This is a genomic window from Alteribacter populi (assembly GCF_002352765.1).
Classification (GTDB): Bacteria; Bacillota; Bacilli; order Bacillales; family Salisediminibacteriaceae; genus Alteribacter; species Alteribacter populi.
Genome location: NZ_KZ293963.1, coordinates 2,276,891 through 2,299,478, shown reverse-complemented (window position 1 = coordinate 2,299,478; position 22,588 = coordinate 2,276,891). Strand labels below are relative to the sequence as shown.

At 43.6% G+C, this 22,588-nt stretch carries 17 protein-coding genes; 13 read left to right on the top strand and 4 right to left on the bottom strand.

The genetic code is table 11. The features are described 5' to 3' along the window. Positions 1-52 precede the first annotated feature (52 nt). The 11 genes from CDZ94_RS11140 to CDZ94_RS11090 all read left to right on the top strand — a co-directional run bounded on the left by CDZ94_RS11140 (position 53) and on the right by CDZ94_RS11090 (position 9,420). Positions 53-394, top strand: coding sequence for a hypothetical protein (locus CDZ94_RS11140; protein ID WP_232735693.1), 342 nt, complete (start codon positions 53-55; stop codon positions 392-394). A gap of 652 nt (positions 395-1,046) precedes the next feature. Then, positions 1,047-1,226 carry a YjfB family protein gene (locus tag CDZ94_RS11135; protein WP_425352536.1) on the top strand — a complete coding sequence of 60 codons (180 nt, stop codon included), beginning with the start codon at positions 1,047-1,049 and terminating at the stop codon, positions 1,224-1,226. Positions 1,227-1,304: 78 nt separating this feature from the next. Continuing rightward, positions 1,305-1,532: a hypothetical protein gene (locus CDZ94_RS11130; RefSeq protein WP_096437033.1), complete on the top strand. Its 228-nt coding sequence runs from the start codon at positions 1,305-1,307 to the stop codon at positions 1,530-1,532. Positions 1,533-1,695: 163 nt separating this feature from the next. Further along, the gene (gene hutP / locus CDZ94_RS11125) at positions 1,696-2,139 is read left to right on the top strand and encodes a histidine utilization transcription antiterminator HutP (protein WP_096437031.1); all 444 of its coding nucleotides are present in this window, start codon (positions 1,696-1,698) and stop codon (positions 2,137-2,139) included. Between the two features lie 108 nt (positions 2,140-2,247). Continuing rightward, complete coding sequence (gene hutH / locus CDZ94_RS11120) at positions 2,248-3,789, top strand: histidine ammonia-lyase (RefSeq protein WP_096437029.1); 1,542 nt, start codon at positions 2,248-2,250, stop codon at positions 3,787-3,789. 330 nt (positions 3,790-4,119) lie between these two features. Then, positions 4,120-5,436 (top strand): Na+/H+ antiporter family protein, encoded by a 1,317-nt coding sequence (locus CDZ94_RS11115; protein WP_096440770.1) that lies wholly within the window; start codon positions 4,120-4,122, stop codon positions 5,434-5,436. Between the two features lie 294 nt (positions 5,437-5,730). Beyond that, a complete protein-coding gene (locus CDZ94_RS11110) occupies positions 5,731-6,093 on the top strand; it encodes a flagellar protein FlaG (RefSeq protein ID WP_096437027.1) in 363 nt (120 codons plus the stop codon). A gap of 166 nt (positions 6,094-6,259) precedes the next feature. Continuing rightward, the gene (locus CDZ94_RS11105) at positions 6,260-7,918 is read left to right on the top strand and encodes a flagellar hook-associated protein 2 (RefSeq protein WP_096437025.1); all 1,659 of its coding nucleotides are present in this window, start codon (positions 6,260-6,262) and stop codon (positions 7,916-7,918) included. 39 nt (positions 7,919-7,957) lie between these two features. Then, positions 7,958-8,359 (top strand): flagellar export chaperone FliS, encoded by a 402-nt coding sequence (gene fliS, locus CDZ94_RS11100; RefSeq protein ID WP_096437023.1) that lies wholly within the window; start codon positions 7,958-7,960, stop codon positions 8,357-8,359. After that, positions 8,359-8,709, top strand: a complete 351-nt coding sequence (gene fliT, locus CDZ94_RS11095) for a flagellar protein FliT (protein ID WP_096437021.1) — start codon at positions 8,359-8,361, stop codon at positions 8,707-8,709. The genes fliS and fliT overlap by 1 nt, the downstream gene beginning before the upstream one ends. A gap of 279 nt (positions 8,710-8,988) precedes the next feature. Then, positions 8,989-9,420 carry a DUF8042 domain-containing protein gene (locus CDZ94_RS11090; RefSeq protein ID WP_096437019.1) on the top strand — a complete coding sequence of 144 codons (432 nt, stop codon included), beginning with the start codon at positions 8,989-8,991 and terminating at the stop codon, positions 9,418-9,420. 108 nt (positions 9,421-9,528) lie between these two features. On the opposite strand, the gene CDZ94_RS11085 is transcribed toward CDZ94_RS11090, so the two are convergent. Continuing rightward, positions 9,529-11,052 (bottom strand): sodium/proline symporter, encoded by a 1,524-nt coding sequence (locus CDZ94_RS11085; protein WP_096437017.1) that lies wholly within the window; start codon positions 11,050-11,052, stop codon positions 9,529-9,531. Between the two features lie 286 nt (positions 11,053-11,338). Here CDZ94_RS11085 and CDZ94_RS11080 point away from each other — a divergent pair, with 286 nt between their 5' ends. Beyond that, a complete protein-coding gene (locus tag CDZ94_RS11080) occupies positions 11,339-12,274 on the top strand; it encodes an ROK family protein (RefSeq protein WP_232735694.1) in 936 nt (311 codons plus the stop codon). 377 nt (positions 12,275-12,651) lie between these two features. Here the strand turns inward: CDZ94_RS11080 and CDZ94_RS11075 are convergent, their stop codons facing one another. Both CDZ94_RS11075 and CDZ94_RS11070 read right to left on the bottom strand, forming a co-directional pair. After that, entirely contained in the window at positions 12,652-17,082 is a 4,431-nt protein-coding gene (locus CDZ94_RS11075) for a S8 family serine peptidase (RefSeq protein ID WP_425352535.1), read from the bottom strand. Positions 17,083-18,168: 1,086 nt separating this feature from the next. Beyond that, the gene (locus tag CDZ94_RS11070; protein ID WP_096437015.1) at positions 18,169-19,947 is read right to left on the bottom strand and encodes an alpha-glycosidase; all 1,779 of its coding nucleotides are present in this window, start codon (positions 19,945-19,947) and stop codon (positions 18,169-18,171) included. Between the two features lie 325 nt (positions 19,948-20,272). Here CDZ94_RS11070 and manA point away from each other — a divergent pair, with 325 nt between their 5' ends. Continuing rightward, positions 20,273-21,223 carry a mannose-6-phosphate isomerase, class I gene (gene manA / locus CDZ94_RS11065; RefSeq protein ID WP_096437013.1) on the top strand — a complete coding sequence of 317 codons (951 nt, stop codon included), beginning with the start codon at positions 20,273-20,275 and terminating at the stop codon, positions 21,221-21,223. A 106-nt stretch (positions 21,224-21,329) separates the two neighbouring features. Here the strand turns inward: manA and CDZ94_RS11060 are convergent, their stop codons facing one another. Beyond that, complete coding sequence (locus tag CDZ94_RS11060) at positions 21,330-22,454, bottom strand: S8 family peptidase (RefSeq protein WP_096437011.1); 1,125 nt, start codon at positions 22,452-22,454, stop codon at positions 21,330-21,332. Positions 22,455-22,588: the final 134 nt, after the last annotated feature.

The following is a 22,588-nucleotide window of genomic DNA, read 5'->3' as shown; positions in this document are numbered from 1 at the left end:
TGTTTATGGTAGAATTAATAAGGTTCAAACTGTAGGTATATGAGGAAGGTGAATGTTTATGGAAGTCGTTTTATATGATTTATTTTTAGTGATATTTGGTATTATTCTTGGGGTTATTGTAAGTGATCCGTTGAAAAAAATAATTACAGGTAAATATAAGGAAGAGATGCGGCAGAAAAAACGTGTCAAACTTCTATTATATATTCGAGAAAATAAAACGAATGTTGCATCGACAACGGAAGAATTAGCCGAAAGGGTATTTGCAGGGAAACTTGATATAAACACTGTAAACAAACTATTAAAAGAAATCGAAGAAATAGGGTTGATTAAGGCGATAACTAATAAAGAGCAGAATGCTAGTAAGGCGAAGTGGTTATATCTTAAAAAACAATAAAATCTCCAAGGTCGGTACGGAAGTAGAGCGGGCAAGCTAACTAGCTAACTTACCACCCAAGTTATAGTTATGCCGATAGAACGTCAAATGGATTAAAACGCCATTCTTCATCTTATTTAGCCCATGTATTGAAAAAGCATTTCAAACGTATAAACCATTAAGAAGAGTAAAAGGGAACTGTGTCGAAGTGCTAGCTCTTATTTTCTTACTTCCCTAAATAATAGCTAAAGGGTTAAGTATTTACCATTATCAACCGATGTTATTTATAAAAGACATTATTGAATTATGACAAAACATGTCATTAGCAAAATGAACGATTAAATCGTGAAAAGGCAAGTCTGGAGACCGTAGCCCAGTTGAATTGAAGTATTTATAAGGTCCCGTAATTAAAAAAAATCTTCTGCGCAGTTAGCCGTAATCTGTGAGACCCCTGCGGAAAAAAGGGCCAGTTAAGACCCCGCAGGGCGCATTTCCCGAGGAGGCTTGGCGGTTCGTCCGCGGAAAGCGAACAGATGCAGGCCAACGGAGCTGCAAAAAGATGCACTTTTTGTTGTGTGCTTGTTTAAACAAATGAATTATGAAAGTGTTAATTAAAGACGTACCATCGAAATTATTTTAAAGAAGGGGGTGTACGTATATCGATATCGCAGCAATGTCAATGGCGATGAGTCAGGGGCAGGTTAAACAGCAGGCAAGTGTTTCGGTTATGAAAAAAGCAATGGATACGGCTGAAGGAAATGCAGGTTTCATCAATAAAATGATGGGAGATGAAAAGGCTATTCAGCAAGTAGCTCAACCGCATAAAGGCGGAAGTATTGATGTGAAATTGTAAACGATTAAAAGCATCGGCCATAGTGTACGGTCGGTGCTAGTTTTGAAGCGTATTTTTTTAAAAGGAGCTCTAAATTTTATGAGCGAAGAAAAACAATTCCTCACCGATCAATTAGAGTGGGTAATGAAACAAGATGACATTTATGGGCAAATCGAGCAAAAACTCCATGAAATGAAAGCGATTGCGGAGTATTGTGCTGTTCCTGAAGTATCGGATTTAGAACGTCAGGAACTTCAACTAGAAATAGGGAAGTTGAAGGAAGAAATCTTTGCATTAGAACAAGAACTCGGCACGTTCCACCATTAGTTATTACTGAAATTAACTTACTTTTGTACACAAGGTTATAAGACATGAAACAAAAAACGATACAATTAACCAATAAGTCGAAAAATTATAATATTATTGACTTTTATTTTGAAAGCGCTTAGTATTAAAATAGTTCTTAGTTAATAGATATGGAGATTTTTTTATGTCAAGTCATAAAAGTTATAACCTTGGACAGCTAGCGATTCTGTTAGTAGTGAGTGAAGAGACCTCTATGATTGAAGAGCAGATCCAGCAATCAAACTATCATTCATGTATAGGTAGGGTGGGGTCGATGGAGTCGAATAAGATCGTAGCTGCGATCGAAACTGCTGCAAAGAAAAACGGAATTGTTCAAGAAGGTGTCTACCGTGAAACGCACTCGTTGTATCATGCGATTATTGAAGCATTGCATGGGGTGACAAGAGGGCAAGTCCAATTAGGTTCATTTCAGCGAACGGTTGGGTTGCGTTTTTCAATTGTACGGGGTAGGCCTTATAAGGATAGTGCAGAAGGTGAATGGCTAGCGGTATCGTTATATGGAACGATTGGTGCACCTATTAAAGGTCAAGAGCACGAGACAATTGGATTAGGTATCAACCACGTTTGATTTTGCCCAGAGCAATTAGACATTAGGGGGCTATATCAAAGGGATCTTTATGATTCCTTGATATAGTCCCTTTTTATGTCAAAAAATATGGATAGGAAGGTGACTAGCATGAAGATTTTAGATGGAAATTCCCTTTGTATGTATGATATGTATCGGATTATTTATGAAGAGGTTTACGTGAAGGCTTCTGATGAAAGTATGGAAAAGGTAAAACGAAGCCGTAAAGCTGTTGAAGGTATTGTTGATCGGAAAGAAGTCATTTACGGGATTACGACAGGATTTGGAAAATTTAGTGATATTTTTATTGATCAAAACGATGTCGAGGAATTACAACATAATTTGATAAATTCTCATGCGTGTGGTGTTGGTGACCCGTTCCCAGAAGTGGTTAGTCGTGCGATGTTAGTTTTGCGTGCGAATGCGTTGCTAAAAGGATTTTCAGGGGTTCGCCCGGTGGTGATCGATCGCTTACTTGATCTAGTCAATACAAAAATACATCCTGTTGTTCCTGAACAAGGTTCGTTAGGAGCAAGTGGCGACCTAGCTCCACTATCACATTTAGCCCTTGTTTTATTAGGAGAGGGTGAAGTATTTTACAAAGGTGAGAGGATGGCTGCCCATATTGCCCTTAAAGAAGAAGGGATTGAGCCTATTACATTAACAGCTAAAGAAGGGCTTGCCCTCATCAATGGAACTCAAGCTATGACAGCCATGGGAGTGATTTCTTACCTTGAAGCAGAAAAAATCGCATACCAAACAGAAGTGATTGCATCACTCACAATTGAAGGTTTGCGCGGAATTACTGATGCGTTTGATGAAGACATTCAATTAGCACGTGGATACAAAGAGCAAGTCAACGTAGCGCGTCGTATTCGTACGTACCTTAAGGGAAGCCAACTGACAACAAGGCAAGGGGAACTTCGTGTACAAGATGCCTATTCCCTACGATGCATTCCACAAGTGCATGGAGCATCATGGCACACCTTAAACTACGTTAAAGAAATGCTTGAAATCGAAATGAACGCAGCAACAGATAATCCATTAATTTTTGATGATGGGGAAAAAATCATATCAGGTGGAAACTTCCACGGGCAACCAATTGCTTTAGCTATGGACTATTTAGGAATTGCAATGGCAGAGCTTGCGAACATTTCAGAACGCCGGACCGAACGTTTAGTCAATCCACAATTGAATGATTTACCGCCGTTCTTAAGCCCAGAACCAGGTGTTCAATCTGGTGCAATGATCATGCAATATGTTGCCGCATCCCTAGTATCTGAAAATAAAACGTTGGCACACCCAGCAAGTGTCGATTCAATTCCATCTTCAGCTAACCAAGAGGATCATGTCAGTATGGGTACCATTGGTTCACGCCATGCTCACCAAATTATTCAAAACGTACGTAAGGTGCTTGCCATTGAAGCGATTTGTGCAATGCAGGCCGTTGAAATACGGGGAAAAGAAAAAATGGCGAGCTTAACGCAAATAACACTTGAAAAAGGACGGGAGTACATCCCATACATTGAAAAGGATCGTGTCTTTTCAAAAGATATTGAAAAAGCAGCTGTATGGTTAAAGAATGACAATTGGGTCGTCTTTGAAAATAGTGAAATAAGAGAAAATAAATTGAGCGTTAAAGGGGGGGATTAAGCAGTTACAAGGTCATTATTCGTGCCCAAATTATGAAATTAACGTGTAAAAGATGCTCCGTCTTACGAGGAGTCTTGTAATTGGGCAAAGAGAAACGGATAATACGATATTATCAAAGCACCTCTATCGTCGAACTTGATCCAACACTCGACTTCCGAGATATGTCCAGCCGCATCGTCACACCTGTATTCTAAACTTCCTTGCCGGAGGTGCCTGGGACCTCTTGGAACTTGTCGAATGATTAAAGCTGATGAGAAATTAATCCTTTCTGCTATTAAGACATCTGGGATTCATAGAGAGGAAGAGACAAAAAAATCTGAGGGGGACTTTATGTTAAATCCAGTAGTCATCTCCGTCTTAGTGATGGTTATTTTAAGTTTGTTCAGAGTTAACGTGTTCCTAGCGATCTTGATTGCTGCAATTACAGCAGGTTTAACCGCATCATTGTCCATTACTGAAACTATTGATCTATTAGTTTCTGGTATGGGAGGACAAGCTAACACCGCATTAAGTTATATTTTACTTGGTGGATTTGCTGTTATGATCGGTTATTCAGGAGTTACTGGCTTTTTGGTCAAACGTTTGGTCAATGTTTTAAAGGGAAAACGTTCAATGATGTTATTAACTATCGCAGGGGTTGCTTGTTTATCACAAAACGTAGTTCCTGTTCATATTGCTTTTATTCCAATTCTTATTCCGCCACTCTTACATCTTTTTGACAAAATGAAAATAGATCGTCGTGGAGTAGCCATGTCATTAACCTTTGGATTAAAAGCCCCGTACATTATGTTGCCAGCAGGGTTTGGTTTAATCTTTCACGGAATCATTGCAGATGAAATGACAGCAAATGGAATGGAAATGGCGATTGGTCAAGTACCGATGGCAATGTTATTCCCAGGCGTTGGAATGATTGTAGGTTTATTAATTGCCGTATTTATTACTTATCGTAAAGATCGTGAGCCAAATGAGAAAGTTGGAGTCGGTGGAAGTGCAGTGGATGAAACAGCCGCAACGGTGGAGGATGTGAAATTTTCAAAAGAACATATGTTTACAATTATTGCAATTGTAGCTGCACTTACCGTTCAATTAATGTTTGATTCTCTCGTTCTTGGTGCATTGACGGGTATTATTCTATTGTTTGCTCTACGAGTTGTCCCATTCAAAAAAGGAGACCAAATTGTGAATGACGGTATCAAGATGATGGGAATGATCGCCTTTGTAATGCTAACCGCTTCTGGTTATGCAACAATTCTCAAAGAGACAGGAGCAGTTGATTCACTCGTTTCTGCAACATCAGGGGTGCTTGGTGACAATAGACTGGTTATAGCACTCGTATTAATTATGGTTGGTTTAGTTATTACGATGGGAATTGGTTCATCTTTCGGTACGATTCCAATTATTGCAGCACTTTATGTTCCACTATGTGCCGCAGTGGGGTTCTCACCACTTGCAACCGCAGCATTGATCGGTTCAGCAGCTGCACTTGGGGATGCTGGTTCACCGGCATCAGACAGTACACTTGGCCCAACAGCAGGGTTGAACGCAGATGGAGGGCATCATCATATTTGGGACACATGTGTGCCAACATTTTTACATTACAATATCCCGATCATGATCTTCGGTATCATTGCCGCAATGGTTCTTTAATAAATCCAATTTGCGCAATCCTGGGATAGCACTTCAGGAGCTTTAATTAGAAATGGTGAAGTGGAAAGAAGAGACCTTTGAATTAGAAAAAGAGCTTAGCACGTTCCTTCACTAGCTTGAGCTACCTTTGTTTTGAGGTAGCTCTTTTTTATACATTGACTTTAGGAAATTATTTCAACTAGGACAATCCGTTCGTTTGTATACTACGCACACCTTTTCTCACAAAATAGTAAAATTTTTCCCTGAAATCCCGATATATAATATGAAAATAACTTCATATAGGGAGGGGTTCACATGGATGTGAAGCCAGCGGGGACGATTTCGGTGAATGATCTTTTTTCGAAGGTTCGTGACGATAGTCGTACTCATGAGAAAAATAGTCAGGGATGGACAACAGAGTCTGATCGTGCCGACACTGAGAAAAAAGCGTGGTCAGAAAAGGGTTTGACGGAGAAGTTGGATTCCCTTAATAAGCTTTCGGAGCTTCAGATGACGAGTGTGCAGTTTGAGAAGCATGAAGCTTTAGATCGGATGTTTGTGAAGGTAGTTGATCGTGATACGAAAGAGGTTGTGAAGGAGATTCCGCCTGAGGAGTTTTTGGATATGATTTCTTCAATGCTTGAATTTGCGGGGATTATTATTGACGAAAAAATATAAGCAGCTTTAAAAGGACTCGAGTTTTCGGGTTCTTTTTTTGTGAGAAAAGGAAACTACGCGGTTTTTCTTATTCAAGGGGGAATGACGCTAAACAGTTAAAGAGACGGAACCGATATTATAATTAGACAATAAATTCGGTATGAGTTGATATAGAGGAGTGCTAGGTATGAGTGAGATGTTTCGTATGGGTGGACTAGCTACGGGGATGGACACGCACCAAATGGTAGAGGATTTAATGAAAGCGGAGCGAATTCCTGTTGATAAAATGCACCAGGACCGGCAAATTCTAGAGTGGAAGCAGGATGCGTATCGTGACGTGAATTTACAAATGACACAGTTTCGTGATTCGTTTCGTGCGACGGGTCTTGGAATGCAGAGTACATTTTTGCAAAAAAGTGTGGCGAGCTCGAATGAGGGTGTGGCAACGGCGACAGCAGTTGGAAATGCGCCAAATACGAGTGTGCAGCTTCAGGTCGAGCGGTTAGCAACGGCGACATCGTGGATTTCGGCTGATGGGGAAGAAAATGCGATTGCTGAAAATGTTCTTGAAGAGTCAGTGAAAGACTGGGGGATTGACCTCGACTTTAATGAGTCTGGAAAAGCGGAGCTTGCGTTTGAAGTGAAGCGTCCGGGTGGTGAGTTTGAGACGGTGAGTCTGGAAATTGACGAAGACGATAAAGTGGGCGATGTGCTCACAAAAATGAACCGGTCTGGTCTTGGGGTAAATGCGTTTTTGGATGAGAACGCGGCAGAGGGAGCGAATGCTCAAGTAATTATGACGATGACTGAAAGTGGGAGCGGATCTGCGATGCGTCTGGCATCAGCTGACGAGGAAGACTATGTGCCTTCGACGGATTCGAATGCGCAAAAGCTGATGGAGGCGCTGGGTTTTTCTTTTGGTGAAGAGTCCGGTCAGCTGGACGTTGGTGCTGGAAGCGAAGGGGAAAATTCGCGTTTTACCCTGAATGGTCATACGACGGAACGGGCTTCGAATAGTTTTACGATTAATGGGATTAACTATGAGCTAAATGGGACGACGTCTGGGGATGAGAGGATTTCGATTACGGCGCAGACGGATACGGATGCGATTATGGATCAGATTCTGGAGTTTGTGGAGGAGTATAATGAGCTTGTGGATACGATTAATGGGACTTTGCGTGAGGAGCGGTTTCGTGATTATCATCCGTTGAGTGATGAGGAGCGGCGTGCGATGACGGAGCGTGAGGTTGAGATGTGGGAGGAGAAGGCGCAGAGTGGTTTGTTGCGGCGTGATCCTGCGTTGAGTTCGGCGCTGAGTCAGATGCGGATGTCGATGTTTAGTGGATTGGGCGATGAGGCGACGAGTGTGTTTAATGATTTGTCGGAGATTGGGCTTGTGAGTTCGCCGGATTATATGGATGGCGGGAAGATTATTTTGGATACGAATAGTCGGACGATGCCGGATGGGCAGCGTTTGAATGGTGAGGATCGATTGCGGGCGGCAATTGAGAGTGATCCTGAGGAGTTGTATCAGTTTTTTATGGGGAATGGTGATTCTCCTGCGGATGAGGGTGTGTTGCGTAAGTTGCGTGGGACGTTGGATACGACGATTGATCGTGTGACTGAACGCGCGGGGCGTGAAGGGCGGACACAACAGTCGTATTCGCTCGGACGCGAGATGATGGGTATGGATGATCGGATTTCGAATTTTGAGCGTAGGTTGCAACAGACGGAACAGCGTTATTGGAATGAGTTTTCGGCGTTGGAGCGGGCGATGGCTGAGGCGAATGCTCAGGCTGAGCAAATGTTCTCGATGCTTGGCGGCGGTGGCGGTATGGGCATGTAGGTTGGTTGGTTAGTAGAATGGGAAAGGGTGAATGATGAAATGGCGATGAGGAATCCTTATGCAAATTATCAGCAGAAGAATGTGCAGACGAAAACGCCTGGTGAATTGACGTTGATGTTATATGAAGGGTGCATTAAGTTTATCAAGCGCGGTGAGAAGGCGATTGATGAGGGGAATGTGGAAGCGAAGAACGAGAATTTGATTAAGGCGCAGAATATTATTCGTGAGCTGATGGTGACGTTAAAGGTGGAGACGGATGTGGCGCAGAATATGCTGCAGATGTATGATTTTATTTTGTCTCGCTTGGTGGATGCGAATACGAAAAATGATGTGAAGGCGTTGAAGGAAGCGGAGCGGTTTGTTGTTGAGTTTCGTGATACGTGGAAAGAAGTGATCAAGATTGATCGAAAGCGTCGTCATGGTGGGGGAGTGCGAGGATAATGAGTAGCGTGGGAGAATTATATCACATCACGAAAACACTTTATGACCACGCAAAGGTACCTCCTCAGGCAGAGGAACGGGAGGCTTATATTGAGCGGTTGACGGCGATGCTTGAGGAGCGGGCGGTTATTTTGGAAGGTGTGAAGGGTGAGTTTTCGGCTGATGAGCGTGCGTTGATGAAACAGGCGGTCGATATGAATCTGTTGATTGAGGATCGCTTGCAAGCGGAGCTCAATCATATTAAGCTAGATATAGGTGATTTGAGAAAGAAAAAAGAAACGGGTCGTCGGTATGAGAATCCGTATAGTTACGGGCCGATCGATGGTGCGTTTATTGATAAAAAGAATTAGATTTTAGGTTTATAACCGTATTCAAATAGGAGCATAAAAAGAGCCGAGTAGGTCGGGGCGGCGAAGTTTTCGAGCACCGAAGCGATGGTATTAATACGTGAGGAGCGCCGAGCGGTTACATCGTGAAATCGCTACGAGTTGTCTCGACGGATTCGTTGCGTAGCTTAACGATCAGAGGGAGAGACAGAAAGTTTTACTCACTAAACTTGCAACGAAGAGGTAAGATAGCTATTTTTAGCGGACTTTTTTGAACAACCTCTATAAAGGGTGTTTTTTGGTATGACGGAAAAACTGACGAACGCGCAAGAGCGATTTTTGATTACTTATGTTGATTTGCTGGTAGAAGTGGATGATGTGCTGAGCTATGTGAGCGAGTGTTATATTAAAGGCGATGTGGATATTGGTGACCGGCTGCTGCGTGATGTCATGAAGGGAATGTTACCGTATCATCCGGAGAACATGACGTTGGTGTCGATATTCGGTAGTGATGATACGGCTTTGTCGGTGCTCGGTGAGCTTCATAGTGCTGTGACTCAGGCTGTGGAGGTTGAGGAGCGGTTTGGGTTTGGTTCTGCTGGTGCCGGTGTTGCCGCGGATGCAGTGGGGGACACTGGAGAGCGGATGCGGTTTTTGCACGAGGTGTTAACAGCGCGCTATGAGGCATGGAGGAAGGTTGTTGAGAAGAAGAGATCGGAGTGGGAATCCTCTTAAGTAAGAGGACAGCTAAAGTTCGGGGGACAGTCCCCGTACAATTTATTGAACATAAAACAGCACTCGTTGGGAAAACGAGTGCTGTTCTGCGTTTAGCAGGTTCGTATTTTATCCTACGCGCTTCATGTCGTCGACCATGGTGTCGGCGTTGGCTGGTTTTTTGGTGAAGAGGCTGACAACTATTGTAAAGAAGGTGGCGACGAGAAATCCTGGGACGGCTTCGTATGTGATGCCGAAGAAGTAGTTTTCTAAAAAAGCGTGGACGTCGATGATTGCGTACGTCCATTGCGGTTGTTCGGCTACCATGATGACAGTGAGGAGACCGCTTATCATACCAGTTAAGACGCCGGCTCTTGTGAGTCCTTTCCAGTAAAAAGTGAGAATCAGGGCGGGGCCGAAACAAGCGCCGAGGCCTCCGAAAGCGAAGAGTACCATCCAGAATACGAAATCCGTCGCTGAAGATGCTAGCCAAATGGCAAGTGCCATTAATACGACGATGACGAGTCGGCTGTACATAATGAGCTTACGTTGGGAAATTTCTTTTCCTTTTGCAAACATTTTGTCATAGATGTCACGAACGACAGCACTTGCGCCTACGAGAAGCTGGCTGTCGGCGCTACTCATAATGGCTGCTAAAACCGCAACGAGGAGGATGCCGGCAAAAAAAGGATTTAGAACTTCGGCTCCTAGAGAAGTGAAGATTTGCTCGTTGTTTTCGTTTGGTAGCATATCTACAGACGGGAAGTAAACGCGACCAATGAGGCCAACCATGATTGCTCCCCAACCCATAATGACATTCCAAAACGTAGCGATGAGTGCAGCTTGGCGCATTTCTTTGACATTTTTTAAACTCATATAGCGAATGATGATATGCGGGTTTCCGGGGCTCCCAAATCCGATTCCGAGTAAACCAATGATGGCACCAAACGCAAACGCAAATGGGCTCGTAAAGCCGCCGCCTTCTGCTTGCATAGAATCAAGGACGGGACCAAAACCGCCGAGTTGAATGATGGCGACAATCGGTAAAATAATGAGAGAGAAAAACATAAAGCCGATTTGCAGGACGTCTGTCTTACTTACAGCGTGAAAGCCGCCTAGGATGGTGTAAAGAAAAATGATAGCAGCTGTTAGCCACATGCCTTGTGAAGTAGAGATGCCTAAGCTTCCGGAAAAAGCAGTCCCGCCTGCAACAAGTTGGCTTCCTACATAAGCGACCATGAAAAAGAGAATGATCAAGGAACTGACAAGTCGAATGATTTTTGTTTTGTCTCCGAGACGACTTTCGAGAATGTCAGGAACGGTAATGCTTCCTGTTTTTTCACTAAAGGTTCGAAAGCGTCGTGCTACAAAGAAAAACATAAATACTTCTACGGTTATGTAGCCTGCTACTGCCCATACAGCATTTAGGCCTGTTAAGTATGCGGTTCCGGTAACGCCTAACACAAGCCAGGCACTACGTCCCGAGCTGACGGCCGAAAGAGCAACGGTCCATTTGTTTAGTTGACGTCCTGCGAGGAAAAAGTCTGTTAATCCGCGGGAGCTTTTCCGCGAGCTCATGACGCCTATGACGACTAATAGTAATAAATAAAGTACGAGTACAGTAACAGTTAATGGATGTGCAGTAATGTCCATAAAGATGCCCTCCTAGTAAAAGTTTGTGTCTTGTTTGCTAGTCTTGCTTTCCCGTAATCCGATAACATACAAGCCCAAGGGCAAGAATAGCTACAGGAACAAGAATAAGGCTAAAGAATATACCAAATGTCACAACAGTCACCTCCTATACATATGAGTATAATAGATTTTAGAAAATAATGAAAATTTGTATAAAGGTTTAGATTTGTTCGGGGGACAGTCCCCGCACGACTTTGTGTGAAATTGTATAATAGAAGGTAGTGAGTTTGCGAGAGGAGATGGAAGGATGAAGGGTCAGTTGGATAGAGTTGATTTCGAGCGGATGAAAACGATTGGGATTGATTTAGGTGGTACGAGTGTGAGAGTGGCTTTAGTGGATGAGGCTGGTGCAATTCTTACACAGGAGAAGACTGCGACGGAATCGGAAAAGGGCGTGGAAGCTTTTTTAGAGAAGGTTGCGGGGATGGTGGAGCGTGTGATAGGAGAGGAAGAGGTTTCGGAGATCGGACTAGGTTCTCCGGGGCCTTTGAACCCTTTTGATGGCGTTATTTTGGACCCACCGAATTTGGTTGGCTGGGAGAATGTGAAATTAAAAGCGTTGTTAGAGGCAAGAACGGGACTGCGGGTGACATTAGATAATGATGCAAATGCGGCTGCTTTAGCTGAAGCGAAAGTAGGGGCTGGAAAAGCAGAGGAAAGTTTAGTATACATAACGGTGAGTACAGGTGTAGGTGCGGGTATTATTTTAGGTGGGAATTTGTATGTAGGTGCCCAAGGAAATGCTGGTGAGATCGGGAATATGGTCGTGCAACCAGGAGGTCGTGCTCAAGGTAATTTGAATGCCGGTTCACTTGAAGGCCTAGCTTCTGGTACAGCGATTGGTCGTATGGGTGAGGAAATACTCGGAGCAACAGGTGATGCGAAAGAGGTATTTGACCGGGCTATGAAAGGTGAGGAAGCTGCGAAAAAAATCATTGATGAAGCTGTTGGTTTTTTAGCGATTGGTGTAGCAAATCTAGCAAACAGTTTTAACCCATCTGTCTTTGTGTTTGGTGGCGGGGTAATGCAGCAGGAAATGGTGTTGCCGCTGTTAACGGAGAAGGTAAGAACGATGCTTTATCCAAGTATGAAGAGGCATTTGAATTTGAGAAAGGCAGATTTGGGGACGGAAGCTGGTGTCATTGGTGCTGCGTTCCTTCCGAGAGTGAGCCGGCTTAAGTAGTAGGAACGGTTTTAAAGTGTGAGATTGGTTGGTATAGAGCATATGTCGCTTGTGTGGGGAAAGGCGTTTGTGGAAGTGGACAACATCCCATCACTGGCTTGTTGAAAAAGGCTCCGGAGCACAGATACGAATAGTTGTTTCAGCTTGTTCTTATGCTTTACTCATTTTTTAAGTGTGTGCTCAAATTTAAACACGTATTGATCGTTTCTAAATGGTCCCTATTTAAATAGAAGAAACTAACTGAGCAGTTGTTCGGGCGTCTTAGCACTGAAGAAGGTAGCTCCATTAATAAATAGTTCTAATCTCAATAAAACCAGCCGGGCGAGGGGCCCGGCTGGTTCTTCTTTATGAGAGGGGGAATATTGTTAGATAGCTACTTATTCTACGTTAATGAATAATTTACCGTCTGCTAGTGCGCGGACTTCGTTACCGTAGTCGTCACGAGCGATGACTTCAACTTCTGCACCATCTGCTTCAACGTTAGAGGTTGCTGTGTAGTAGCCTACATAGTAACCAGGTGATGTTTCTTGCATCGGGAGTTCAGTAGCGTTATCCTGTTGCGCCGATGGTAGGTTTGTGAGCGGCATACGGACCACGAAGGTTGCGTCTAAGCCTTCTTCAGCTTCGAAGCTTATGAGTACTGATTCACCAGCGTTGAGATCAAGGTCTTCTTCTGGTGTCACATTCGTAAGCTCGTAATCCCCAAAGTTTGCGTGAATCGTAATGGTTTCTTCGCTAGTGTTACCTGCTTGGTCAAGGGCGGTGACATTGATTTCATTTTCACCTTCATCAACGAGCATGCGGTGTGAGAAGTTTCCTTCTTCATCGACGCTTGCATCTTGACCGTTAATTTGTACGCTTGCCAAGTTATCGTCTGATGCGGTACCTGTAACTGTGATTGCTTCACGGTTGATGAGGTCACCGTCAGCAGGACTTTCAATGACTAACTCAGGTGCTTCTTGGTCAAGAATTATTGTAACAGTTTCTGATTCTCCTGTACGTCCTGCATCCGTGCTAGCGGCAGCAGTGAGGACGTTTTCTCCATCTTCTAGTGATACGTCAACAGTGAAATTACCAGAATCATCAGCTGTTGTTTCAGCAACTTCTTCTCCGTTATTGGAGATATGAACATTTACGTTTGGTGACGCTTGTCCGTCAACGGCTACTGCGTCTTCGTTCGTAAACGCTCCATCTTCTGGAGAATCTATGGCTGGTACGGAAACTTCATAGTTTACTTGTGCACGAATCATGTAGTTCCCTTCTGATTCAGGAGATTTCGTGAACGATCCGCCAACATACTGCCAGTTACGGTCTGAATAGGGGCCGTCTTCATCGGTAGCAAGACCTGGTGTGTCAGGGTTTGGATGAGTTTGAATGTACATCATGTAGAAGTCGTCTTCAACAATGATGCCTTCAGATTCCAAATCTACATGTGTCCAAGATCCGTCGCGTAATGCTTCAGCATCAAATGGACCTGCGATTTGGTCTCCAGGAGCACCGTCTGGACCGTTTGCATCATAGACGGCTACTTGGAATTCTGTTCCGCCTGGTACTGGCCATTCAGTATCCCAGAATCGGAACAAACCACCTGTAATCATCGCACTATCTTGACCGTCATCAAGAGACATTCTTACAGCCCAACCGTTACCAGCGTCAAAAAATGCGCGGGCATTTTCAGCTGTACCGTCGTCATAGGCAATTTCTCCAGGGTATCCTACGAAAGGTGTAAGGCTAATGTCTTCAGTATAAACCTCATCTCCAACAATCGTTACTTCAGCTTCTGCACTGTAGTAGCCAGGTGCGAACGCTTGTAGAGTGTATGTTCCTTCGTATGCATCAATGGAGAACGCCCCGTCTGCGTCAGTGGAAGCTGGAGCGACACGTGGATCTTCTTTTAACAATAATGTTGCTCCTTCAACGGGTTCGTCTGTTGCATCGTTTGACACAGTACCAGACACAGTACCTTGATCTAATTCGTCAAGGATAAAGCTTACTTCTGCAGTTTCGTCTTCTTCTAATGAAACACTTTCCTCAGTAGCATAGAAACCGTATGCTTCGGCGCGAACGGTGAAGTCTCCTGATGGGTGCATTATGTTAAAGCTTCCGTCAGATGGACTCGTTTGCGCGGAACGTCCAGATTCAAGAACCGATACGGTTGCAGATAGTGGAAGACCACTTGATACTTCAGGATCTTCATCGTCAGATTTACCGTCGCGACCTTTGCCTTTTCCAGGATGACCGTCTTTATGACCTGGTGGCGTAAAGTCAGCATCTTTTCCAGGAGGCGTAACGTGTTTGGACGGGTCTGTTTTCTTTTTTAACAATCCAGGAGCATTGATTGCACCTATATTATTCATCGGAGCCATCATCTGATTAAAGCCAATGTTGGAGTCAACGATGCCAATCGATCCACCGATATCGTCAGTGCCGGTTGCTTCGTCAGTTAATGAGACATGGTCGATGTACCAGCCCGGGCGGACAATGATGAAATCGGAGTAGGCGTTGAAGCCGACAACGATGCGCTCACCAGCGTATTCGCTAAGGTCGATGGATGCATCAACCCAGTCTCCAGATTCACCGTTAACGGTGTGGAGTGTTTCCCACGTGTCCATGCCGTCTGTGGAAACGACAAGGTAACCATAGTCGTAGTTTGTTTCAAAGTTGAACCATTCTTTGTATTCAAGGTAGAAATCACCTTCGTCAGGAACTTGTACAGGTGGCATGATGAGTGTGGCGTTCATGTGGTTCGCGTAGTCGCCAGCTAGGTTCGTAGCATACACATTGTCGCCAGTGTAGGCGCCGTTTGGACCTGATGTCGGCTCGCCCCATGCCCAACTGTCTTCTTCACCAAAGCTCATCCATCCGATTGGTGTGCTTTCGAAGTCCTGGTGATAACCTGTAGAGATGGCTTCATTAACAGCTACTTCGTAAACGTCGGTTTCAACTGTGTTTCCACCGAAGTCGTCGATTGTAAAGAAGTATTCAACGGCCGGCGCGTCGATGTCGCTACCCGGGATGGATACTTCATAAATAGCGTCGCGGTAGTCACCACTTGTACGATCAGCTTCAAGCTCGTGCCATTCGCCGTCTTCTTCAAAAGAAAGAGTAACATCTGTGATACTCACGTTGTCTTGAACGTGAATTTCAAGTGGGAGGTTTAGACCTTCATAAGTTTCTTCCGGAGCTGAATGCTCGTACGTTGGAGGCTCAGTGTCTTCACCATCCTGAAGTACGTTTCCGGAGATGTAACCGATACCGTCCATGACGCTCATTACTGCATCATAAGCGTTAATGATCCCATGGCCGAATCCATTATTTGGAGATTCCGGGTATTGGTCATTCGTACGTGGTGTAGCTGTGCTTTCCATAATTTCTGCAAGGTCTTCTAGTGAAAGGTCAGAATTCACCTGAAGAAGAAGTGCTGTAAGCCCTGCGACGTGAGGTGCTGCCATGGAAGTTCCGTTCCACCCGCCTTCATATCCAGAGCCTGGAACTGCAGAGCGTACGTTTACGCCAGGTGCACTTACTTCTGGTTTCATTTCATCGTATGGAGATGGACCTTGTGAAGAGAAACTAGCAAGATTCTCGTTGGAATCAGTTGCCCCTACAGCGTAAGATTCAGGGTAGTTCGCCGGGACACCTACTGTTCCTGGACCAGCTGTGTTTCCTGCTGCAAAAACCGGTAAGATACCAGCAGCACGCCAGTTTTGAACCATTGGTCGGTACCATTCGTTAAGTCCACCTGCACCTCCCCAAGAGTTGTTCACTACATCAGGCGCCTGCTCAGGGTGTGGGTTTCCATCTGCATCTGTTGGAGCGAGCATCCACTCACCAGCTGCAAGAAGGTCCCCTTGAGTTCCACCACCAGTAGCTGAGAGCGCTTTGGCTGCTATCCACTGGGCACCTGGAGCTACACCAACTTTGTTTGAACCATCTTCCTCACCACCGACGATAGTACCGTTAACGTGGGTACCATGACCATGGTCGTCATACGCTTCTTCGTTACCGTTTGACGTTGCATCAAAGAAGCTGAACGTGTGATCAACAGAATCTGTTGCCGCATCGTATCCTCGGTACGTGTGCTGGAATGATGGGTGATCCCATTGTACACCAGTGTCGATGTTACCTACGACGATTCCCTGGCCATCAACGCCCATGTCCCAAACATCAGGAGCACCGATTTGCTCGATGTTCCACTCAGTGTCTGCATCAGCTGTCTTTGGTGTGTCAGTTGGAGCATTTTCAGCTTGTAGGTCAGGTCCTCCAGAGTCGAGGAGGAATGTCTCTTCGTTAGGCGTGATTTCCGCAATCTCTGAAAATCCTTTCAAAGACTCAAGAACTTCTTTTGTTGCGACTACTTCAAGACCATTGACAATGTAAAAAGAACGGATGCTTTTTACATTACCGGAATCTTCTTCTTTAGCGAGGAAGTCCTTTAGTTCTACTTGAGACTCCATTGACGTTGAGCGAAGTTCAGAAACTATCGCTGTACGTTGAGCAAGCGTTACATCAGACGTGTTAGCCACCTGGATATTATTGCTAGCTACGTCAGCCGCTACTTTCTCTGTATCTACTTGGTCTTTCATTTTAATTAAGAAAGAAACATACTCTTCTTTTTCAAATTCGTTCATGATATCACTGCTAACCTCAACCGCAGCGGATTTATCCGTGTCATTAAGGTAAGACGTTGATACATCACTTGCCTGAGCTCCCGCATGTTGTGGAAGCAACAAAGGCACCATAAGCGCGAAGATCATCGTCCAGACAACCCACAAGCGCATGCTACGTTTCGTAGGCAAAAAAATCACTCCTTTTTTAATATAAAATTGTCGGGGGACAGGCCCCTGACATTTTGTTCAGGGGCCTGTCCCCCGAACTTTTTTGATTGTTGGCCGTTCCGCACGCGTCTGTTCACGTATGTACGGCTCGCCGTTTGTGAAAATCATCGGTGAGACTGAAAATGTTGAACCTAGATAAAGTGTATAATCTTGATGTGGAAAGAAATGAAGTTTGGTAAGTAGTTGGTTTTCTTCTGTGAAGACTTAAAGACCATGTACGGAAGAGAGATAACTGTTTATGTCCTCCTTTAAGCCCCTGAAGGAAGCGGCTCAAATAAGAACTGTGAGAAAAACTGGAGGAACAATCAATTTAATATAATCTAGTAGACTAGTTCTCCAATCCTCCCAATAACTAATTCCAGCAGATCTTCCGATAAAGTTCGTGCTGTTGTTTCTTCTTATATAAAAAATTGACAACCTCTCCTCTCTCGATCCCCCTTTCAAGACTAAATTCGTGTTCGATATGAAGGTTTCTTGTTGTTAATGTGCATTTTATAGAACAATTTGCAAAAAATCACTAGTATTTGGTAAAAATAAGACTAAAGAATTCAGAAAATTTGTAAAAATAGTAAAGAAGTTTGGAAGATTATGATAATAATTAAGATAATGTAGGATTTTTCCACTATATCCTTTCAAATCCATAGATTACCGGCAAAAGTCATAGAGAATAATGTCGTGTTACACCTATCACATATATGAAGAAAGTAGTGTAGTTTCAAAAGTTTTATAAGACATTAGGATGGATGATATATAGTACAAAGTATGTAAAACTCATACTAGTTAATGAAATTTTAAAAACAAAGTCGAATCCATAGTGGAAAAGTTTGGGGAATTGTGCGGGGACTGTCCCCGTACAAAAAGTTCGGGGGACAGTCCCCGCACAATTTTGTGAACATTAAAAAAAGCCCAACATACCAGTGGTTGAAAGTGTTTGGTATGTTAGGCTATTAAAACTTCATAGTGCTAATGCTTTAGTGAGGTCTGTAGGTCAAATGGCTGACGTTCTATTAAAGAGAAAAAGAGGTCCTTGATTAATATGTTGAAACGTTGAATTTTTTATTGTTCTTTTAAAATTAGGGATGAACGGGCTTTTAATGTAACGGTAAGTTCGCCATTTTCCACAGGGTACTGTTGGACTCCAAACACAGGGCGGAATGTCCCTTTTTTTAACCCAGAAAGTGTTATTGTTTTTTCATCTTCAGCTCCATTAAGGACAACGATAAATCGGTTATATTCATCTGTACGCTCATAAGCGACATAGTGCTCGCTTTTTTCTGCGGACAAGAAACGAAACGATCCATCACGAAAAGCGCGATGATCTTTTCTCAATTGAATTAATTCTTGATAAAATTTAAAAAGATTTTTGTCTTGGTGATTTTCATCCCACACCATTGGTTTACGACAATCTGGATCATCACCGCCATCCATACCAACTTCATCTCCGTAATAGATACAAGGAGCTCCGGTATAGGTGAGTTGGAATGTGGCAGCTAACTTCATACGATCTTTATCCCCGCCTGCAATCGTTAATAAGCGCGGCGTGTCATGAGAATCGAGGAGATTAAACGCTACTTCATTCACTTGCTTAGGGTAGGCGACTTGAATCGCATCCAAACGGCCCATAAACTCTTGAGCATCAATTGTTTTTTTTGCAAAAAATTCAAGAGTGCTATTGGTTACTGGGTAGTTCATTACGGCATCGAACTGGTCCCCTTGAAGCCAAGCGAGGGAGTTATGCCAAATTTCACCTAAAATGTAGACATTGGGGTTGGCTTTCTTCACAACAGCCCGAAATTCTCGCCAAAATGAGTGATCAACTTCATTTGCCACATCCAATCGCCACCCGTCGATCCCCACGTCTTCAACCCAATAGCGTGCCACTTCAAGAAGGTAAGCTTTTACTTCAGGATTCTCCGTGTTTAACTTTGGCATCGATGGAACGAAACCAAATGTATCGTAATTTGCTTGCGGCTCTGTTTTAACTAAATCTTCTTTCAAGTGAAACCAATTGGAAAACCGGGAACCGGCTCCATGTTTCAGCACATCTTGAAAAGGCGGGAAGTAGTACCCGCTATGGTTGAAAACAGCGTCGAGCATGATTTTAATGCCGCGTTTGTGAGCTTCGTCTACGAGCTTTTTAGCAAGTTCATTATCACCAAATTGCGGATCGACCTTTAAATAGTCGATTGTGTCATATTTATGGTTTGATTTTGCTGCAAAAAATGGGGTGAAATAAATGCAGTTGATCCCGAGCTCGGCTAAATAATCAAGGTTGTTAATGACACCTTGTAAGTCTCCACCGAAAAAATTATCACGAGTGGGCTCAGCACCTGGGGTCCACGGCTCCACGTATTCCGGATTTAACGCGACATCGCCATTGGCAAACCGCTCAGGGAAAATCTGATAAAATACTGCATTTTTAACCCATTCAGGTGGTGTGTTGACGTCGACGGGATTTAGAAACGGAAACTCAAACATTCCAGAAGGAGATTCGAGCATCCCAATACCAGAAGTGGATTGAGCCCCTTCGGATTGGAACCCAACTTCATTATAATAGATTGTCTCCTCGCCACTCTCGAACCGAAATGCATAAGCCAAACGTCGGTAATGAGGTTTTACAGAAGCGTGGTAATAATCGAACAGCGAATCGCTCGCAAACTTTTCCATTTTCGTCGTTTCGATATGACTTTGGATAAAATGATATTTATCTCCATGAATCAAAAATACATGATCCATATCATTTCTCTTTGTACGCACACGGATATGTACCGTTTCCTCATTATAAGCATAAGCATAGTGCGATTTCGGCTGATGAAAAATAGCTTCTAATAACATGAAGTAACCTCCTCATAATTTTACACAAAATTGTGCGGGGACAGTCCCCGATCGTTGATTGACAGAGTGTGAAGTTATACAATAAAAGTGTTCTTTTTCTTTTTTAACGGTGGGTCTTTGTATTTTTTCATGGGCCTTATATTACTTGTATTCGTCGATCATGCGTTTTTCTATTAGGGTTAGTAGCCGGAAATAGAGAGTTGGTGCAAACGTTTGCATTTTTGCTGATGTTCATTCATTAATTTTTAAATTAGTATAGCATGGGCATGTAAGCGTGTCCATTTGTGATGTGAAGCGTTACTACATAACTTGGGAGGTTTGACAATTGAAAGGTATTTTATTTTTAGAACCTGTATTTAAAGAAAAGATTTGGGGAGGGAGTGGGCTCAGGTCCCAATTCGACTATGAGATTCCTTCTAACAGCACGGGCGAATGTTGGGGGATCTCCGGCCATGAAAATGGGACAAATATAGTTGCCAACGGTGTATTCAAAGGGAAAACACTTCGTCAACTATGGAATGAGAACCGTGAGCTTTTTAATCATGAACCAGGAGAAGAGTTCCCGCTTCTTGTGAAAATTATTGATGCTCAAGATGATCTATCTGTACAAGTTCATCCGGATGATGAATATGCGAAAAAGCATGAAGGGTATGCATTGGGAAAGACAGAGTGTTGGTACATTCTAGATCACGAACCAGGTGCAAAGCTTGTGTTAGGACACCATGCCAATTCTCGGGATGAACTAACTAAAATGGTGGATGCTGAGCGTTGGGGCGAGCTATTCCGTGACGTGCCAGTACAAAAAGGTGATTTTTACTATGTTCCAAGTGGCACAGTCCATGCCATTGGAAAAGGCATTATGATTTTAGAAATTCAGCAGAGTTCTGATATTACGTATCGTTTTTACGATTATGGTCGAACCGATGATCGTGGCAATCCCCGTGAGCTTCATATTGATGATTCCATTGCTTGCTCGATGGTGCCCCACAAAGATGCACTCCCTGAGCAGAATGAATGGACCAACGGCGATTTGATGATTAAAAAATTAATTGAAGAAAACTACTTTACCGTTTATCGCTGGGATATCGCAGGCGAAGCTTCTTACAAGGTTGATCAATACCTACTGATGAGTGTGGTTGATGGCCAAGGAGAAATCATTGTAGAAGGTGTCATTCACAAATTGGAAAAAGGTCAACACTTCATTGTACCGAGTACCGTGGATAGCTTCACGATTCGTGGAAAAATGACAATGACTGTATCGCACACAACCAAATAAAAGTTACGGGGACTGTCCCCGCACGATTTTGTGAACAAATTAAATCCCCCTCCTCATAGGAAGGGGGATTTGCTCATTTTAAAAACATTGGTTCCAGTTTCGGTTATTATTGGGAATCAATGGCGGCTAATACGTCGATGACTCCATTTCCGTAAAAGAAGCTGTCACTGCCGAGAGGGGTTGCGGTATCGTTTAACAACGCTCGAACATCACTATGAGAGTAACTTGGATCATGAGCGATGATTAGAGCTGCAGCTCCTGCAACGTGTGGGGAAGCCATAGATGTACCGTTTAATGATGCATAGCTATTGTCTAAATAGGTGCTATACACACTTACACCTGGTGCCATTACTTCAAGGGCGTTTCCTACACTGGAAAATGAAGCGCGCTGGTTATCTTCGTCAACAGCACCGACTGCCATGACAGAATCGTACTTCGCAGGGTACCCCATTGTGTCACGACGACCCTGTGTTCCGGAGTTTCCTGCTGCTGCAACGAGTAAAACCCCATGTTCATAAGCTTGATCGACTGCCTGTTCAAGTGCATTCGAACCTCTACTTGCACCTAAACTCATGTTTACTACGTCCATGTTGTTGTCGACTGCCCACTCGATGCCTTGAATAATGGAAGCGAAAGAACCGCTCCCATCAGCACCAAGAACTTTTACAGCATATAGGTCTACATCCGGGGCTGCACCTAGCACTCCTACATTGTTATCAAGTGCGGCAACAGTTCCAGCTACGTGAGTTCCGTGTCCATTGTAGTCGTAGTAGCTTGGTTCACTATCAATAAAACTAGCTCCATCTGCAATATTTAAATCTTCATGTGGAGCAATGCCTGAATCAAGGATAGCTACTTCCACACCTTGTCCAGTATTTTCATCACGCTCTTGAACGGATGTGGCATTAATATGGTCGATGCCATAGGGAACCGTTTGTCCATATGCTTGAACCTCACCATTTTCCTCAATAAAGTCAACATTAGGGTTTTTTTGGAGTGCAACAGCTGCTTGCTCTGGAAGGCTAACATGTAGGACGTTCATATATTTGAACTCGTGCTTCACTTCACCACCTGCATTTTCAACTAAGCGATCGTTTGTGTTTCCGTTAAAGCCGATCAAGTATTCCTGGAACTCAAGCTTTCCTTGTGCGTAACCTCTTGGATCTCCTAATAACAAACTAAAAACTAAAAGTACTCCTAACGCCACCATTAATAGTCTTTTTAAATTCATATCATTTCTCCCCCCTTGAATTAAAAACTAGCCTATCAAGTAAGTGTCTTAACTTCAACAATATTCAGAAAATTGGGTAAAAGGTTTTCTGTTAAAAGTATTTAAGTAGGTGTAAACGACTATTGTTTCGACAT

Bases quoted from the DNA above. Each gene is read 5' to 3' on its own strand.
- CDZ94_RS11140 (WP_232735693.1), top strand. From the start codon at position 53: ATGTTTATGGAAGTCGTTTTATATGATTTATTTTTAGTGATATTTGGT.
- CDZ94_RS11135 (WP_425352536.1), top strand. From the start codon at position 1,047: ATGTCAATGGCGATGAGTCAGGGGCAGGTTAAACAGCAGGCAAGTGTT.
- CDZ94_RS11130 (WP_096437033.1), top strand. From the start codon at position 1,305: ATGAGCGAAGAAAAACAATTCCTCACCGATCAATTAGAGTGGGTAATG.
- hutP (WP_096437031.1), top strand. From the start codon at position 1,696: ATGTCAAGTCATAAAAGTTATAACCTTGGACAGCTAGCGATTCTGTTA.
- hutH (WP_096437029.1), top strand. From the start codon at position 2,248: ATGAAGATTTTAGATGGAAATTCCCTTTGTATGTATGATATGTATCGG.
- CDZ94_RS11115 (WP_096440770.1), top strand. From the start codon at position 4,120: ATGTTAAATCCAGTAGTCATCTCCGTCTTAGTGATGGTTATTTTAAGT.
- CDZ94_RS11110 (WP_096437027.1), top strand. From the start codon at position 5,731: ATGGATGTGAAGCCAGCGGGGACGATTTCGGTGAATGATCTTTTTTCG.
- CDZ94_RS11105 (WP_096437025.1), top strand. From the start codon at position 6,260: ATGAGTGAGATGTTTCGTATGGGTGGACTAGCTACGGGGATGGACACG.
- fliS (WP_096437023.1), top strand. From the start codon at position 7,958: ATGGCGATGAGGAATCCTTATGCAAATTATCAGCAGAAGAATGTGCAG.
- fliT (WP_096437021.1), top strand. From the start codon at position 8,359: ATGAGTAGCGTGGGAGAATTATATCACATCACGAAAACACTTTATGAC.
- CDZ94_RS11090 (WP_096437019.1), top strand. From the start codon at position 8,989: ATGACGGAAAAACTGACGAACGCGCAAGAGCGATTTTTGATTACTTAT.
- CDZ94_RS11085 (WP_096437017.1), bottom strand. From the start codon at position 11,052: ATGGACATTACTGCACATCCATTAACTGTTACTGTACTCGTACTTTAT.
- CDZ94_RS11080 (WP_232735694.1), top strand. From the start codon at position 11,339: ATGAAGGGTCAGTTGGATAGAGTTGATTTCGAGCGGATGAAAACGATT.
- CDZ94_RS11070 (WP_096437015.1), bottom strand. From the start codon at position 19,947: ATGTTATTAGAAGCTATTTTTCATCAGCCGAAATCGCACTATGCTTAT.
- CDZ94_RS11060 (WP_096437011.1), bottom strand. From the start codon at position 22,454: ATGAATTTAAAAAGACTATTAATGGTGGCGTTAGGAGTACTTTTAGTT.